Below are 15388 nucleotides of genomic sequence, written 5' to 3'. Positions count from 1 at the left end.
GCCTGATCACCTGACCGCCGGGCAAGGCCCATCGCATCGAACCCACCCCTTCAACCCACAAGCTTCGATCATCGGAAATCACCCCGCACAAGGGGCATGATCCCGTGCGCCTGCTCCCAGTTCAAGCGGTCAGCTTTGCGCTAAAAATCCAACCCGGATGAATTTTACGGGCTAGCAAACGCAATGTACAATATGCAACGGAGATCGACTCTCCGCGCTTTTCTCAGGTGGGTTAGGGCCTGAATCGACACAATCGACTTTGACGAAGGCACCGGCTGATTACGATGTGCAACTGAAGCTGGACCCCCGCAAAAACTCTGGCGGATTTGGGGCATTCGTGATTCATTGATTGGGTAGGCATCGGAAGTAATGATCCATGGACCCCGAGTCTCTTTTCAGCCTGCATGACCATCTTGAGATGCTGAGCCGTCATGACGATCCGCTTGATGTTCTGGAACGGACCGTGGACTTTGAGTATTTGCGGGTCTGGCTGGTCGATGGGCTGAGTTATGGCGATAGCAGCACGGGCGGTCGTCCGCCGTTTGACCCTGCCGCGATGTTCAAGATCCTGATTATGCAGGCCCAACATAATCTCTCCGATGCCCGGATGGAGTATATGATCCGGCCACCGGCTGAGCTGGATGCGGTTTCTGGGTTTTGCGCTCGGCGATCGCACCCCCGACGAAACACCATCCGGCACTTTCGCAACCGTATGACGGAGACCGGGACGCTCATGCGGGTGATGAAGGCCTTCGACTGGCAACTGCACAAGAAGGCCTACATCGGCATGTCGAGGCAGATCATCGATGCCAGCCTGGTGCCAGCACCCAAGCAGCGCAACACCGATGACGAGCGGCAGGCCATCAAGGATGGCGAGTCGGCGCAGGATATCTGACTGATAACCCGGCCAAGGCGGCACAAAAGGAACACAGATGCGCGCTGGACGCTCAGGATCGGCGGGAAGGTGCGCTATAAGGATTGCAAGCCGCTGCCGATGTCGCCTTGCCGGTGTTCGGGTATAAAAGCCATATCAGCATCGACCGCCGGTATGGCTAGCCGATCGTATGCTGACCAGTCGCATCCACCGTCGCAAGCCCAAGGAAAGTCCATGCCCAAGGCCACCGCCCGCGCAAATGCCGCAAGTCCGCGATCCGTGCCAGGATCGAGCATGTGTTCGCGCATCAGAAAAACCGGTTCGGGCTGTTCATCCGCACCATCGGAATCAAGCGGGCTGAGGCGAAACTGACATTGGCCAATCTGGCCTATAACTTCAACCGCCTGATCTTCCACGAACGACGCGCCGTCAAAGCATGAATCTGCCCTGAAACCCGGAAACGGCTATGTGAAATGTCCTATCCGGTGACCGAAAGCCGCCCGCGAGAGCGCCCAGCGCCGCGCTCATACCGTCATCACCGCAACGGCAGCAACAAAACGCCGGTTTTTGCGGGTGCCCAGCTAATCGCCTCGGGGCACCCATGCGACCTGCACTCGCCCCGCTCGACCTTATCCTATTTAGAAGTCGAATTTGACGTTCTCGGGAACGCCGGGGGCGGGATCGTCGGCAACCATCCTCACCCCATCGATTACGATAGGGCTGGCCACCCCGGGCTTACCATCGTGTTCAATCGCCATGCCTCTCGCGATAACCTGCGGGTTCGCAAATACCTCGTCCAACTCATTGATCGGACCTGCAGGAATCCCTGCACCATTGAGCCGTTCGAAGAGATCGTCCCGGCTCCATTTCGCGGTGATCTCTTCGAGCGCTATGATCAAATCCACGCGGTTGCGGATCCTTTGTGGATTATTGCTGAACCGCTCATCTTCGTGCAGTGTCACGTTCAGTACACGACAAAGCGCAGCAAACTGGCCATCGTTCCCGACTGCGATGATCAGATCTCCATCACGGGTCGGGAACGCTTGATAGGGTACCAAATTAGCGTGGCCATTGCCTACCCGGCGTGGCACTACTCCCGAGGTCATCCAGTTGAGCGCCTGATTACCCATGACGCTGACTTGGGTATCTAGCAGCGCCATATCGATATGTGCGCCGACGTGCATTTCGCGACGCCGGTTCAGTGCTGCCAGAATTGCCACCGCGCTGTAGACCCCGGTGAAAAGATCGGCGGCAGCGATCCCGGCCTTCTGCGGCTCGCGCTCCGGTTCACCGGTCATCGACATGAGCCCGCCCATCGCTTGTGCGATATAGTCATATCCCGGGCGGGCAGCATATGGCCCGGTTTGCCCAAACCCGGTGATAGAACAGGTAATGAGATGTGGATTAAGCGCTGACAACGAGGGATGATCAAGTCCGTATTTCGCCAGCCCCCCGACCTTATAATTCTCGATCATGATATCGGCCCCTCCCGCAAGACGGCGGATGGCAGCCTGACCCTCGGGGATTGTGATATCAATCGCGATGGACCTTTTCCCCCGATTAGCCGAATGAAAATAGGCCGCGCCAAGGTTATCGCCACCGTCGGACATTACAAAGGGTGGCCCCCAATGTCGGGTGTCGTCTCCGCTTCCAGGGCGCTCTACCTTGATCACTTCGGCGCCGAGATCCGCAAGCAGTTGCCCGCACCATGGCCCGGCAAGGATCCTGGCAAGCTCAAGCACCCTGATGCCGGCAAGCGGCTTTCCAGATGCTTCGCTTTGTGCGGAGCGCCAGTCACACTGCTTCATTTTGCACCAGCGACCGCTGTATCGATGCGGCAACGCCAGTCCCGCGCAAGGTCTCCTGCGGCCTTTGCCAAAGTGAAAGAGTCTATACCCACCGCTAGGAACCGGGCACCGCCTTCCAAATATTGCTGCACCAGACGCTCATCGCGCGACAGGATGCCGCAGGGAATGCCGGTGGCCCGAATTCGGTCGAGAGCCGCTCCGGTGGCCTGGGCGAGAGCTGAGGCGTTAGCGGGCCCGAGCAGGCCGAGCGAGGCAGCCAGATCAGCAGGGCCGATAAACAGTGCATCAATGCCATCGACTGCCGCAATGGCTTCGAGATTCTTGATCGCTTCGGCCGTCTCGATCTGGGCGATGATACACAGTTGCTCGTTCGCGTCTGCCACATAAGCGGGAAAGCGGCCCCAGCGTGCGGCACGCGCACCACCGATCCCGCGATCGCCGTCCGGCGGATAGCGCGAAGCCTTTACGATTGAAGCTGCTTGCGTTGCGTTATCAACCATCGGAACCATGATCGTCTGTGCACCTAGGTCCAGGATCTGGTGGATCGTCACCGGATCGTGGCCAGGAACGCGCACGATTGCTGAGCAGTCCGATACGGTGTCAACCGCGCGCAGTTGATGGGCAATCCCTGGCAGCGTCTGCGCGCCGTGCTCGGCATCGATCAGAACCCAATCGTAGCCAAGACCTGCGCAGATTTCCGCGATGTCGGGATTGGCGAGCGCGAGCCAGAAGCCCAGCTGCGGCAAGCCGTCACTGAGTTTATTCTTGAAGTGGTTTTGCGGTGTCAGCATCGCCCTGCCTCAGATAAACCGGAAGCCTATGGCACCCAACGGCCCGAAATCGGCGCTGAACACATCACCCGGGCGGGCTTCGACAGGGCGGGTGAACGAACCACCGAGCACCACTTCGCCCGCCTCGAGCGTCTGGCCCCATGGCGAGAGCCGGTTGGCTAGCCACGCCACGCCGATTGCCGGATTGTTGAGCACGCCCGCAGCAACCCCAGTCTCCTCGATCACACCGTTCCGGGTCAGCAGCGCACTGACCCAGCGCATGTCGATCTTGTCAGGTCGCATCGGCAACCCTCCCATGATAATCCCGGCGTTGGCGGCGTTGTCACTTATAGTGTCCTGCACTTTGCGACGCCCCCCGGTTTCGGGGTCAGTAGGAAAGGTGCGGCTGTCAATTACCTCCACTGCGGGAATAACATATTCGGTCGCCCGGAGTACGTCAAAGATGGTCGCGCGGGGCCCTTCGATCCTTCTGCCCAGCACGAAAGCAAGCTCGACCTCGACCTTGGGAGTGATAAACCGTTCACAAGGCACGTCGCTTCCTTGCTCAAACACCATATCATCGAGCAGTGTGCCGTAATCGGGTTCGGTAATTCCGGCAGCTTGCTGCATCGCTCGCGACGTCAAACCAATCTTGTGGCCGATGACCTTTCTCCCAGACGCGAGCTTAAGGTCTACCCATCGTTTGCTGATGCGATAGCCGTCGGCAATGGACATTTCCGGACAGCGCTGTGAGAACTGGCGGATCTGCTGACGCGACTGTTCGGCCTGATCGAGTTCAGCCGCAAAAACGCCGACTTCGGCTTCGCTGAGACCCGCCCCGACCATGCCGGGTCCGTCACTGCGGCGGTCCATAAATTGCTCCTCATCCCCGATCTGTATTGGCAAACGCATTGCACAGTTATAAACGCTAGTCTATAGCCCGGCGGCAGAACAGACCGTACTTGGCAGAACGACACTTGATTTGGAGGAGAGGCATGATGGCAGGCGATACGAGCGTGAGAGAAGAGAAAATAACCGGTCGCGGACTGACTTCTCACACCCTGCTTGCCGGCGACCGGAGCAAGCCTGCTATTCTTCTGCTGCATGGAGCAGGGCCGGGTGCCCATGCCGGTTCCAACTGGCTCCACCTCATGCCCGACTTGGCGGAGAATTTCTTCGTGATCGCGCCCGACCTAATTGGCTTTGGGCAGTCAGTTATACCTGAACCTTGGCCAGACAACGTAATGGCGTGGATCGGAACGCGAGTTGAACAGTGTTTCGGCTTGCTTGAAGCGCTTGGGATCGAAAAGGCCCACGTCGTCGGCAACTCGATGGGCGGTGCGCTCACCTTGCAGATGATGAGCGAAGAGCCCGACCGTATCGATCGTGTGGTCCTGATGGGGTCGATCGGCGCACCTGGCCCGCGGACTCCGGAACTAATCCGTCTGCTTTCCTTTTATTCCGATCCTCGGCCGTCCCGTTACCGCCAGCTGATGCACAGTTTCGCGCATGATGCCGACAAATTCGATGGCATGGAGGAGATCGTCAGTAACAGGTACAAGATTGCCACCGATCCCGAGATTATGAAGACTGCGGTCAAAATGATCGATTCGATGAAGCAGGGAATGGAGGGGCTTAATATGCCGCCGTCGATGCTTTGCAAGATGCCGCATAAGGTTTTGATCTTCCACGGAAGGCAGGACCGCATCGTTCCGCTCGACACCAGCCTGTACCTTATAGAGCATCTGAAGCATGCCGAACTGTACGTACTCGACCGGTCGGGCCATTGGTCGCAGCTCGAGCGCTGGGACGTCATGCGCCCGATGATGGAAATACATTTCGGCGCGCGCACCTTCTGATGCTTCCGTTGTTCCGGCATCGGGTTGCCGGGCGGGCGTGATGCTCTGCATTCGTTTGTCTGGTTCGGCGTGGGGGTGACCAATATGGCCCAGACAGCGGCCTCGGCATTTTGGCAGTTCTCGCTGGATCTGTATGCTAGGCCGCACGTGTCCACGCTGTGCCTCGCGTTGCAGGATAAACATGGCTTCGATGTCAACCTGTTGCTGTTCTGCCTGTGGTCGGCTCAGGTTTCCAAAGTGGCGCTCGATAGTTCCGAGATCAGTGAGCTTCTTGACAGAATATCGCCGCTCAATGACAACCTTGTGCATCCCGTGCGAAGCGCCAGGCGATGGGTTCGCCTGTGCATCGCCGGATCGCCGGAGACCGATCCTGCCGTTGGACTGGTCAAGGTCTACGCGTCGCTGAAGGCGGTCGAACTGCAATCGGAACGCCAAGTCCAGTCAGCGCTGGCCGGTCTTTCGCGGCAAACTGCCAACCGGGATCGGACCACACAACAAAGCGCTGCATCGGCGAATTTATGCATTTACCGTCAGGTAATCGCGGCACCCGACGCAGCGGCCGTCCTGTTATCGCAATTGGTCTTTATGGCTTTCGCGCCACCTATCAAACCCGGCGTTTCGCTGACATGATACTGAGGGACAAGCTCGAAATTTTCATCGCTGGGTCAATCATCCTTGCCTTGATTTAGGCCGCATCTTTCCCGTCCACGCGGCTAATAAACGAACCTGGTGGCACAGTTACCTTAAACGGGTGCGTCAAACACCGCCTTACCGGTCGTGGGATCGAATGGCACCGAAAGATTGTGGTATACAATCAGCCATTTTCCGTTGACCTTGCGGTAACAGTCGACCTGCCGGAAAACCCAGTCCTGAACTTTGTTCATAGCGATATTGGTGAACACGACCCGCTGGGTACTGAAAGCATAGGCGATGTCATGATCTGTACTGATAGACATTTTAAGGATCGTAGCTCGCAGATCTTTAGTTCCCGCAAAGAGCGTGGTCGCCGCGGTGGCCACCGCTTTGCTGCCTCGGGCCTGGCCTGGAAAGAATGCATCCATCACAGCGTCAGGCGCGAAATCTTTCAAAAATTCCTCTGCGGTCTGCGCAGCAGCCATGTCTTGCTCGATCTTCAGAATCTTTGCCTCATCGGGATTTTCTGCAGCGTGAGCGGTGCTCGCAACTGCAAGCAGCAAAGGCAGGAACGCTGCTCGGATGGATTTCATCACGCATCTCCACATCTTGTTGCGGTCAAATGACTGGTGCAGTCTATTCTAAAATGCAGCAAGTATACAAGAATTGAGCGAACCTTCCGAACCGGTCGGCGGGCAGGCTCCGCCTCGCTTCTTGACCGGCACCAAGATCAGGTGCCCTCAACGATAAATGCCGCACTGGTAGAGGCAGAAAGCCTCATCGAAGCCAGTTTTTGATATTCGTCGGATCGGTACCAGCTCTGAGCCTCCTCAAGAAAAGCAAACCGGATAATCACTGCTCCCTTCGGAGGCGATCCTTCCAGAGTTTCGGCGACGACCGGGCCGGCCATGAACGAAACGCCCTGCGTCCCAAGCAGATACTGAGCCTGTTCCTTATATTGATTCATCAACTCCGGATTCGAAATTTCCCCGGTCACGATGACGACATAAGCTGCCATATTAGTATCTCCTTGCCTAAGCTTTCGGCCCATTGTCATGAATTCAGTCCGCAAAGATCGAAACCCATCGCTCGAGCACGGTAAGCTAACATGCTCGGGAAACTATCCGTCATCGGTTAAATTTAAACGGGATACAACGGTTAGGCGAAACTTCTCTATCATGGCTCCTGGTTGCCTATTACCAGATATGCATCTCCGGCATTCAGTCGAAAAAGCGGTTGCTTGGGCGGGGGAGGCCCAAATGGTCACGCAGCGTCGTGCCTTCATACTCGGTTCGAAAAAGGCCGCGCCGCTGAAGTTCCGGGATGACTTGATCCACGAAAAGGTCGAGCCCTTCAGGCAAAAAAGGAAACATGATATTGAAGCCGTCGGCCCCAGACTCGTACAGCCACTGCTCCATATCGTCGGCGATCGACGCCGGCGTGCCTACGAACGCGAGACCGGCATAACTCCCAGCGGTCGCCGCCAGTTGCCGAATGGTCAGATTCTGTGTTCTGGCCATCTCCAGCAATCTGTCGCGAGCGGTCTTGCTGGCATTCGTTTCGGGAATTTCGGGCAACGGGCCATCGGGATCAAAGCCCGAAACGTCAAAGTTCAGCGCACCCGACAGCGAATGGATGCCGCTGTCATAATGGACCAGGCTGTCAAGATGCGCTCGCTTGGCTCGTGCTTCCTCGATCGTATCGCCCACCACGACAAAGGCGGCAGGTAGAATCTTGAGAAGGCCGGGATCGCGTCCGACTCTTCTCATCCTGTCCTTGACGTCTGCATAGAAGCGCTTGGCGCCTTCGAGCGTGTTTTCGGCCCCGAACACGGCTTCTGCCGTCTCGGCGGCGAGTTGGCGGCCCGGTTCGGAAGCACCTGCCTGCACAATTACGGGCCAGCCCTGCACGGGGCGCGCGATGTTGAGTGGGCCGCGCACCGAAAAATGCGCTCCCTTGTGGCGGAGCACATGGAGCCGATCCGGATCAAAATAGATGCCGCTTTCAGCGTCGCGGACAAATGCGTTGTCGGCGAAGCTATCCCAAAGTCCGGTAACGACATCGTAAAATTCGCGCGCACGGGCGTATCGCGCAGCATGATCGGGCTGGTCTTCATAGCCAAAATTCTTCCCATTGTCGGGATTGGCTGTCGTAACAACGTTCCATCCTGCGCGTCCGCCGCTTAAATGATCGAGCGACGCAAACCGCCGCGCGACATGGAATGGCTCCTCGAAGGTTGTCGACGCAGTAGCGACTAAGCCGATCCGTTCCGTCACCCCGGCAAGCGCCGAGAGCAAGGTAAAAGGCTTCTGTGGTTGCCGCCCGTGATGCAAGAAGTTTCTGATCCGAAGAGCGAGTGATCGAGTGCGGTCTTCTGTCAGGCCTTTGGTTGCGGCGTTTCAGAAGCCGCTGGCCGGTATGGTGATCTGCGGTTCGAGTCCAAATCTCGTTTTCGAGCTGGGATGCTCACGCCTCGTAACTGGTTTTCCCGAACCAGATCTGTTCGCTCATTTCGCCCATTCGGGTCGTCGCCTTCTCACACCCCCATCATCCGACGTTAGGTAAGCTTGTTGGCATGCCGATCATGCAACTGCTGCCTGCGCCGGAATTCTGTATTCATTACCATTTTTTATCAGGGCCCAAATCGTTCTGGCCATCTTGTTGGCGAGGGCAATTGCCACAAGCATTCTCGGTTTCCTGGCAAGCATATCTGCGAGCCAGGAATTTTCTGGAATCGATCTTCGACCCATCCAATTCAGACGGGACATTGCACCTATGATAAGCAGTCTGCGGATATCGGCCTGACCCGCTTTCGAAATACGTCCAAGGCGCTCCTTTCCGCCCGAGGAGAATTGTCGCGGGACAAGACCGAGCCAGGCCGCGAAGTCCCGCCCGCATCGGAAGCTCTCCATTGATGGGGCGAAGGCCTCGACCGCTAAGGCTGTTAAAGGGCCAACTCCCGGAATCGTCTGTAGCCGCTTGGCCGCGTCAGTTTCAGCCGCCAGCGCTTTGATCTTCTTTGTCCGTATATTGATACGCTCAGTTTTCTCAGCGATCTGTGCCAATAGATCTCGGCATTCCTCCCGCATCAAAACGGGCAAATCGCTGTTAAGCTCATCAAGAATGTCCGCAATCCTGCAGAGCTGATTTATGCCTTGGGGGACAACATGACCATATTCATAGAGCGCCGCCCTTACGGCATTGACCAGTTCCGTGCGTTGATGAACCAGCCGTTCTCTTCCGCGAAATAGAATCGCCCTGCTTTGCTGCTCTTCCGACTTTGGATCAACAAACCGCATCTCTGGTCGTTGAGCCGCAATTACGATCGCTTCAGCGTCAGCGGCATCATTTTTCTGTCGCTTCACGAACGGCTTAACATAGTGTGGTGCGATAAGTTTGACCTCGTGGCCAAGCCGGATCATTTCCCGGGCCCAATAATGCGCACTGCCACATGCTTCCATCACGATCACCGCCGACGGTTGCGCTGCCATAAATGCGGCGAAGGCTGAACGCGGAAGCTTTTTCCGAAACTTGGGTTCGCCTGTCATTGACGCTGCATGAAGCTGAAACACGGACTTTGCCAAGTCCACGCCGATCATTGTATCTTTTGACACGATTGCCGTCCTTTCCGCTCAGTGGTCCTAATTCCACTATCCTGGCACATCTCAGTGCCGTCTGGGGAGGGCGGCAACCACCCCATCTCGTATGACGTGACGGTATGGCTACGTTTCAAGGCTTCAACCGGCATATTGAGAACGCCTAGGTGATCGGCCATGAAAAAAGCGTCAAATTTGCCCTCTTCAAGCTTCTGGGCGAAGCGCTTCAAGGCAGCAAAATTGAAATTGGCGTCATGTATCGCGCCGGGATAGCGCCATGCTCCTGTATGCATACTAACTGGGCGCATGAAAGCGCCGAGGTGAAGCTGTCGAGAGTGAGCCATGTTCAATTTCCTGTAACCCGCTGGTAGGTGCGCCGATGATCTGCGCGCTCGGCGTGACCGTCACAACGGTACAAATGATCGAGATGCTTCCAAGGCGACAGATCTTACGCCGTTTCCCTGATTTATGCGGTCCGGATCCAAACTGGGATCCGCACTTGGTTGACAGCGGCGTCCCAAAATCATATGGGAAACGCGATGCACAGTATGCAAAATAAAATGCAATTGCAAGATGCTATAGCTCAGCAAGGAGATAGGACATGAGTGCTTTTGCGCGATACGTCTCCTTTATCCGGTGCTCGGCGCCAGCAATGTGGAACTCCCCGACTTTGCTCCTTTGCGTCGCGTCCGTCTGCTGGGCTATGAACCCAATTATTGGGCGGGCGGTGCGCGACCTTGCGTCTCCTTTGTCACTCGCATTCTGGCGGTGGATGGTCGCTTTTTTGTGCGTGCTACCCTTCGCCTGGCGTCATCTCAAGGTTGACGTCCAAACGCTGCGTGCTTCCTGGCTCCTTGTCACGCTGCTCGGTTTTTTCGGTGTCGGGCTGTTTGCCTACATCGTCTACAGCGGCCTGCAATACACTACCGCTACAAACAACCTGCTGTTGCAATCGATCATGCCGATCATGATCCTTTTGATGCCGACGGTGCTGTTTGGGGAGCGGCTGCTACCCCTCCTCGCTTTAAGCGCTGCGATGTCGTTCGCGGGGATCATGTGGATCGTGACCAAGGGTCATCCCTTCAATCTAGTAGGGGGCATCTCGGTCAATCGCGGGGACTTGCTTTCCGTGGCAGGGGTATTTCTCTATTCGGCTTATGCCACCTTCCTTCGCAAGGTTCCGGCTGTACACCACCTCTCATTGCTAGCGGCGCTGTTCGCGATCGGCGCCGGCTCGCTGGCACTTCCCTACATCTCCACGCTGGCCAGAAATGGCCTGTCGATGCCGCCAATGAAACTGGCGGCGGCCATACTGTATGTCGGAGTTTTCCCTTCGCTCGTTGCTTACGCTCTTTTTAACCGTTCGGTGACGCTGATCGGATCCGTTCGTGCCGGGGCCTACATGAACCTCCCGCCAGTCTTGGGTGTGGGCCTTGCGATGCTGCTTCTTGGCGAAGGCATTGCATCCTATCATTTCATTGGTGCCCTTCTAATCATCGGCGCGATCGCCGTTTCACGCGGGTACCGCCCCAGAGCCAACGCGTGATCAGACCAAGAAAGTACTAGATATGACGGTCGGACGAGGCAATCTGGAGTATAGTGATATTTATCGTCGGGCCTCCGAAGACCCGGTGGGTTTTTGGGCGGAGGCCGCGCGCGCGATCGACTGGTTCGTTAAGCCCCGGCTTGTTTACGATGAACAGAAGGGTTGGTTTTCCGACGGGATCCTCAACACTTGTCATAATTGTCTAGACAGGCATGTCGACGCTGGTCGTGGCGATGCGGTAGCGCTGACCTATGACAGCCCAGTCACCGGCGCACTACGATCCTTCACCTATTCGCAACTTTTGTACGAAACCGGGCGGGTGGCAGCGATGCTAGCCGCGCTGGGTGTGACCAAGGGCGATCGCGTCGTCATCTTCATGCCGATGATACCTGAGACGGCATTCGCGATGCTGGCCTGCGCGCGTCTCGGGGCGATCCATTCCGTGGTGTTCGGCGGATTCGCCGCGCCGGAGTTGGCCAAGCGTATCGACGACGCCAAACCGAAGCTTATCCTGACCGCTTCGTGCGGGATAGAGGGCACACGGGCGATCGCCTACAAGCCACTGGTCGATGAGGCTGTTGCTCTTTCGTTGCAGGGTATCCAGCATGTCGTCCTTCTGCAGCGCGACCGGCTGGCTGCCGATCTTGATCATGCCCACGATATCGACTGGCAGGAATTGCGCAGCCGCACCGCCGGTGAACCTCAGCCTGCCTGCGCGCCGGTAGGCGCGACCGATCCGCTTTATATCCTCTACACGTCGGGGACGACAGGAACGCCTAAGGGTGTCGTAAGAGAAAACGGCGGCAACGCGGTGGCGCTCTCATGGTCCTTGGCAAATGTCTATGGAATTGGCCCGGGCGACGCCTTCTGGGCTGCATCCGACGTCGGCTGGGTCGTGGGCCACAGCTATATCGTCTATGGCCCGCTGTTGGTTGGCGGGACAGCCATCCTGTTCGAGGGAAAGCCGGTCGGAACGCCCGATGCCGGCACCTTTTGGCGGACGATCGTGCGCAACAAGGCAAAGGCTTTTTTCACCGCGCCCACTGCCATTCGGGCGATTCGCAAGGAAGACCCTGAAGCGAAATTCCTGAAGGACATCGGCACCGGTGATTGCCGTGTGATCTTCCTTGGCGGCGAACGTGCTGACCCCGCGACCATCGCCTGGCTCGAACGAGCAAGTGGATTGCCGGTCATTGATCACTGGTGGCAGACCGAATTGGGATGGCCGGCCATTGCATCGTGTTTTGCCATAGGCGACTTGCGTCGTAAACCGGGCAGCGCTGGACATGCGGTGCCCGGATATGAATTTGCTATCCTCGATGACTATGGCAGTCCAGTGGACGATGGCGAAAATGGCAATGTTGTTATTCGCGCGCCCCTTCCGCCTGGTGCCTTCCGTACATTGTGGAACAACCCGGCCGGATTTGCCAAAAACTTCGCCAGTTTCCCCGGCTTCTACGAAACCGGTGATTCCGGCTATCGCGACGACGCCGGCTTTCTCCACATCATGGGACGTACCGATGACGTCATCAATGTCGCGGGCCATCGCCTTTCTACCGGACAGATGGAGGAGATTGTGGCGCGACTCCCTGATGTTGCCGAGTGCGCGTTGGTCGGCGCGAAAGATCCTGTCAAAGGCATGGTTCCTGTTGCATTCGTAACCACGCGCAGAGGTTCGGCCGATGATGGGATAATTTCCAAGCTCGCGATCGACGCTGTTCGCGCCGAGTTGGGTGCCGTGGCGGCACTGAAAACCGTTTACGTTGTCGACCAATTGCCAAAGACGCGCTCTGGCAAGATTCTCCGGAACCTTTTGCGGAGGATCGTCGATCAGGAACCTTTCACTCTGCCGCCGACAATAGACGACGCCGATATACCCCAGGCCATCGCCTTGCGAGTGAATGGCGCCTGATCATTGTTTACGTGGCCGCGAACATCCCGGTCAAACCGGAAGAACCGATTTAACGCGGTGCCCCGCTCCGAGCTTGAACTCCACCCAGCGGCGAACCCTCAGAAAAAGGCCTGCAGACCCGTCTGAGCGCGTCCCAGAATCAGCGCATGGACATCATGCGTACCCTCATAGGTATTAACCGTCTCCAGGTTCATCATGTGGCGTATAACCTGATAATCCTCTGAAATACCGTTGCCGCCATGCATGTCGCGGGATTGGCGGGCGATGTCGAGCGCCTTCCCGCAATTGTTGCGCTTCAAGATAGAAATCATCTCGGGCTCCATCCGCCCCTCGTCGAAAAGGCGACCGACACGCAACGAGGCCTGCAGTCCCAGCGCAATTTCGGTCTGCATGTCGGCAAGCTTCTTCTGAAACAGCTGGGTCTGCGCGAGCGGCCGCCCAAATTGCTTGCGGTCCAGGCCATATTGGCGCGCGGCATGCCAGCAGAACTCAGCTGCGCCCAACACACCCCAGCTAATGCCATAACGAGCTCGGTTCAGGCAGCCAAACGGCCCGCCGAGGCCCTCGACATGCGGTAACAGCGCTTCCTCGCCGACCTCGACCTCGTTCATGATGACCTCCCCAGTAATAGAGGCGCGAAGCGACAGCTTGCCACCGATCTTGGGCGCCGACAGTCCTTTCGTTCCCTTCTCCAGGACGAAGCCGCGGATATTGCCACCGTGCGCATCGGACTTCGCCCAGATTACGAATACGTCAGCGATCGGCGCGTTGGATATCCAGGTCTTCGCACCGTTGATCCGGTAGCCGCCCTCGATCTTTGTCGCGCTGGTAGTCATGCCGCTGGGGTCAGATCCGGCTTGGGGCTCTGTCAACCCGAAGCAGCCTATCCATTCTCCCGACGCGAGTTTCGGCAGAAATCCGCGCTTCTGTTCTTCCGAGCCATAGGCAAAGATCGGGTGCATCACAAGCGACGATTGCACCGACATCATCGAGCGATACCCCGAGTCGACGCGCTCCACCTCGCGTGCAATTAACCCGTAGGCGACATAACCGACTCCTGCGCCGCCATACTCGGGCGGAACCGTGGGACCAAGCAGTCCAAGCTCCCCCATCTCGCTGAAAATCGCAAGGTCCGTCCGCTCCTCTCGGAACGCGTCAATGACACGCGGTTGTAGCCGCTCTTGCGCGTAGCTCCGCGCAGCATCACGGATCATGCGTTCGTCACTGGTGAGCTGGTCGTCAATAAGAAAGGGATCAATCCATTGAAAGCTCCCGTGTACTTGTAGCTCAGGTTCGCTCATTTCCGGACCTTTATTTTATTGCTCATTAGAATAGAAGCTTGGCCCGAAACTGCCCTATCGAAGCACTCCTCCAGAGACAATTCCAAATGCATTTGGTCGACCATATCAAAGTTTTTTTGAAAGCGGCATATGAATTATTTTTCGGCTTCAGTGGCACTGTTCCCATCAGGCTGAACAAACTGGCATTGTTGCGCTGATGGAGCCGATTGTCGAGCAGAGTGCTTTGACGATCAAATGTTTGACGCGACCCGACCGGTCGCTACAGCGCGACCATGTCTTTTTTTAAACGCCTTGATGCAAAGCGATTCCGCCCAACAGACCTTGTCAGTGGCGCCTGGAACGTCCGTGAGCAGCATCTAGCACCCGCATTAGGTTTGCTCGCTCATGCTATTGAACTTGACCATGCAGTTCGTCGTGACAGCATACTGACGATGGCTCGCGTTTCCTACGACATCCTCGGCACTCTGCCGATCGATGAATTCGAAATTGACGTGTCGGTGATCAGGCCAGGACGGACCATCGAGCTGGTCGAAGCGCGTCTAAGCCACGCCGCGCGAGCCATTGTGATCGCACGGGCGTGGCTTCTTCAAACGCCGGATACGTCCGCCATTTCTGGAACACCGGTGTTGGCTATCCCAACCCCCGAGACCTTAGCCTTGTGGAAGCCAGAGACATTGTGGCGGGGCGGGTTTGTCCGATCTATCGAGGTTCGTCGGTCATTGCTCGGAGTAGGCCGCGCCTGGTCCCGAAAGTTCAGCGGAGCATGGCTGAAACTTGCCGACAGGTGGTGCTCAGCGAGCCAAATGCCCATCTGCTCAACGAACGGTTCATATTGATCGTAGCTGTATAAATGCCCGCCACCGTGAAGCGACAATGCTTTGGCGATAACCAGCGAAGTTACTCCGGAACCTAATTCCACAACATTTTTCGGTTGTCGGACTTCAATCTCATCAACAATCCTGTGAAGAAGGTAAGTGTCTGCTTTCCAGCTGCCAAGATGAGGCAAGGCGTCCTGTTCAAGGTTTATACGCTCAAGAACAGCATTTTTTTCAGCTTTGTTTCCCCCATAAAGGCTTTTCAACAGCCAAG

General features: G+C 56.9%; 15 protein-coding genes and 1 pseudogene. 7 read left to right on the top strand and 9 right to left on the bottom strand.

Annotation, left to right across the window (positions count from 1 at the left end):
- Nucleotides 1-376 precede the first annotated feature (376 nt).
- Together SxD43FB_RS21450 and SxD43FB_RS25420 are read left to right on the top strand one after the other, a co-directional pair.
- Nucleotides 377-895 carry a transposase gene (locus tag SxD43FB_RS21450; protein WP_088190070.1) on the top strand — a complete coding sequence of 173 codons (519 nt, stop codon included), beginning with the start codon at nt 377-379 and terminating at the stop codon, nt 893-895.
- Between the two features lie 275 nt (nt 896-1170).
- Nucleotides 1171-1314, top strand: a complete 144-nt coding sequence (locus SxD43FB_RS25420; RefSeq protein WP_176401085.1) for a hypothetical protein — start codon at nt 1171-1173, stop codon at nt 1312-1314.
- A 198-nt stretch (nt 1315-1512) separates the two neighbouring features.
- On the opposite strand, the gene SxD43FB_RS21440 is transcribed toward SxD43FB_RS25420, so the two are convergent.
- From SxD43FB_RS21440 to hpaH, 3 genes are read right to left on the bottom strand one after another with little or no spacing between them, the layout of a single operon-like run.
- On the bottom strand, nt 1513-2682 hold the full coding sequence (locus SxD43FB_RS21440) for a CaiB/BaiF CoA-transferase family protein (protein WP_096063889.1): 1170 nt from the start codon (nt 2680-2682) through the stop codon (nt 1513-1515).
- A complete protein-coding gene (locus SxD43FB_RS21435; RefSeq protein ID WP_088190073.1) occupies nt 2679-3473 on the bottom strand; it encodes an HpcH/HpaI aldolase/citrate lyase family protein in 795 nt (264 codons plus the stop codon). Before SxD43FB_RS21435 ends, SxD43FB_RS21440 begins: the two co-directional genes overlap by 4 nt.
- A gap of 9 nt (nt 3474-3482) precedes the next feature.
- A complete protein-coding gene (gene hpaH, locus SxD43FB_RS21430; RefSeq protein ID WP_088190081.1) occupies nt 3483-4298 on the bottom strand; it encodes a 2-oxo-hept-4-ene-1,7-dioate hydratase in 816 nt (271 codons plus the stop codon).
- Between the two features lie 149 nt (nt 4299-4447).
- Between hpaH and SxD43FB_RS21425 the strand changes: the two genes are divergently transcribed.
- Together SxD43FB_RS21425 and SxD43FB_RS21420 are read left to right on the top strand one after the other, a co-directional pair.
- A complete protein-coding gene (locus SxD43FB_RS21425) occupies nt 4448-5311 on the top strand; it encodes an alpha/beta hydrolase (protein WP_255245849.1) in 864 nt (287 codons plus the stop codon).
- 84 nt (nt 5312-5395) lie between these two features.
- Nucleotides 5396-5941 (top strand): TIGR02444 family protein, encoded by a 546-nt coding sequence (locus SxD43FB_RS21420; protein ID WP_096063892.1) that lies wholly within the window; start codon nt 5396-5398, stop codon nt 5939-5941.
- Between the two features lie 113 nt (nt 5942-6054).
- Here SxD43FB_RS21420 and SxD43FB_RS21415 read toward each other — a convergent pair whose 3' ends face one another.
- From SxD43FB_RS21415 to SxD43FB_RS21400, 4 genes are all read right to left on the bottom strand, one after another.
- A complete protein-coding gene (locus tag SxD43FB_RS21415; RefSeq protein WP_169575406.1) occupies nt 6055-6537 on the bottom strand; it encodes a nuclear transport factor 2 family protein in 483 nt (160 codons plus the stop codon).
- Nucleotides 6538-6674: 137 nt separating this feature from the next.
- Nucleotides 6675-6962 carry a DUF1330 domain-containing protein gene (locus SxD43FB_RS21410; protein WP_169575407.1) on the bottom strand — a complete coding sequence of 96 codons (288 nt, stop codon included), beginning with the start codon at nt 6960-6962 and terminating at the stop codon, nt 6675-6677.
- Between the two features lie 202 nt (nt 6963-7164).
- Nucleotides 7165-8241 carry an LLM class flavin-dependent oxidoreductase gene (locus SxD43FB_RS21405; protein ID WP_255245848.1) on the bottom strand — a complete coding sequence of 359 codons (1077 nt, stop codon included), beginning with the start codon at nt 8239-8241 and terminating at the stop codon, nt 7165-7167.
- Between the two features lie 285 nt (nt 8242-8526).
- Nucleotides 8527-9558 (bottom strand): IS110 family transposase, encoded by a 1032-nt coding sequence (locus SxD43FB_RS21400; protein ID WP_139139481.1) that lies wholly within the window; start codon nt 9556-9558, stop codon nt 8527-8529.
- 149 nt (nt 9559-9707) lie between these two features.
- On the opposite strand from SxD43FB_RS21400, the gene SxD43FB_RS25415 reads away from it, so the two are divergent.
- From SxD43FB_RS25415 to SxD43FB_RS21385, 3 genes are all read left to right on the top strand, one after another.
- Nucleotides 9708-9911, top strand: a complete 204-nt coding sequence (locus SxD43FB_RS25415; protein ID WP_176482889.1) for a hypothetical protein — start codon at nt 9708-9710, stop codon at nt 9909-9911.
- A gap of 230 nt (nt 9912-10141) precedes the next feature.
- On the top strand, nt 10142-11086 hold the full coding sequence (locus SxD43FB_RS21390) for a DMT family transporter (RefSeq protein ID WP_088190076.1): 945 nt from the start codon (nt 10142-10144) through the stop codon (nt 11084-11086).
- Between the two features lie 22 nt (nt 11087-11108).
- Nucleotides 11109-12998, top strand: a complete 1890-nt coding sequence (locus tag SxD43FB_RS21385; protein ID WP_088190077.1) for an AMP-binding protein — start codon at nt 11109-11111, stop codon at nt 12996-12998.
- 98 nt (nt 12999-13096) lie between these two features.
- On the opposite strand, the gene SxD43FB_RS21380 is transcribed toward SxD43FB_RS21385, so the two are convergent.
- Nucleotides 13097-14299 (bottom strand): acyl-CoA dehydrogenase, encoded by a 1203-nt coding sequence (locus tag SxD43FB_RS21380; protein ID WP_088190078.1) that lies wholly within the window; start codon nt 14297-14299, stop codon nt 13097-13099.
- A gap of 586 nt (nt 14300-14885) precedes the next feature.
- Nucleotides 14886-15388: pseudogene (locus tag SxD43FB_RS26135) on the bottom strand (hypothetical protein); the annotation flags it as partial.

The sequence above is a fragment of the Sphingobium sp. D43FB genome (assembly GCF_002312805.1).
Lineage (GTDB): Bacteria > Pseudomonadota > Alphaproteobacteria > Sphingomonadales > Sphingomonadaceae > Sphingobium.
The sequence above is the reverse complement of the archived record's forward strand: the minus strand, read 5'-3'. Positions and strand labels throughout refer to the sequence as shown.

Bases quoted from the DNA above. Each gene is read 5' to 3' on its own strand.
- SxD43FB_RS21450 (WP_088190070.1), top strand. From the start codon at position 377: ATGGACCCCGAGTCTCTTTTCAGCCTGCATGACCATCTTGAGATGCTG.
- SxD43FB_RS21420 (WP_096063892.1), top strand. From the start codon at position 5,396: ATGGCCCAGACAGCGGCCTCGGCATTTTGGCAGTTCTCGCTGGATCTG.
- SxD43FB_RS21380 (WP_088190078.1), bottom strand. From the start codon at position 14,299: ATGAGCGAACCTGAGCTACAAGTACACGGGAGCTTTCAATGGATTGAT.
- SxD43FB_RS21440 (WP_096063889.1), bottom strand. From the start codon at position 2,682: ATGAAGCAGTGTGACTGGCGCTCCGCACAAAGCGAAGCATCTGGAAAG.
- SxD43FB_RS21385 (WP_088190077.1), top strand. From the start codon at position 11,109: ATGACGGTCGGACGAGGCAATCTGGAGTATAGTGATATTTATCGTCGG.
- SxD43FB_RS21415 (WP_169575406.1), bottom strand. From the start codon at position 6,537: ATGAAATCCATCCGAGCAGCGTTCCTGCCTTTGCTGCTTGCAGTTGCG.
- SxD43FB_RS21435 (WP_088190073.1), bottom strand. From the start codon at position 3,473: ATGCTGACACCGCAAAACCACTTCAAGAATAAACTCAGTGACGGCTTG.
- SxD43FB_RS21410 (WP_169575407.1), bottom strand. From the start codon at position 6,962: ATGGCAGCTTATGTCGTCATCGTGACCGGGGAAATTTCGAATCCGGAG.
- hpaH (WP_088190081.1), bottom strand. From the start codon at position 4,298: ATGGTCGGGGCGGGTCTCAGCGAAGCCGAAGTCGGCGTTTTTGCGGCT.
- SxD43FB_RS21425 (WP_255245849.1), top strand. From the start codon at position 4,448: ATGATGGCAGGCGATACGAGCGTGAGAGAAGAGAAAATAACCGGTCGC.
- SxD43FB_RS21390 (WP_088190076.1), top strand. From the start codon at position 10,142: ATGAGTGCTTTTGCGCGATACGTCTCCTTTATCCGGTGCTCGGCGCCA.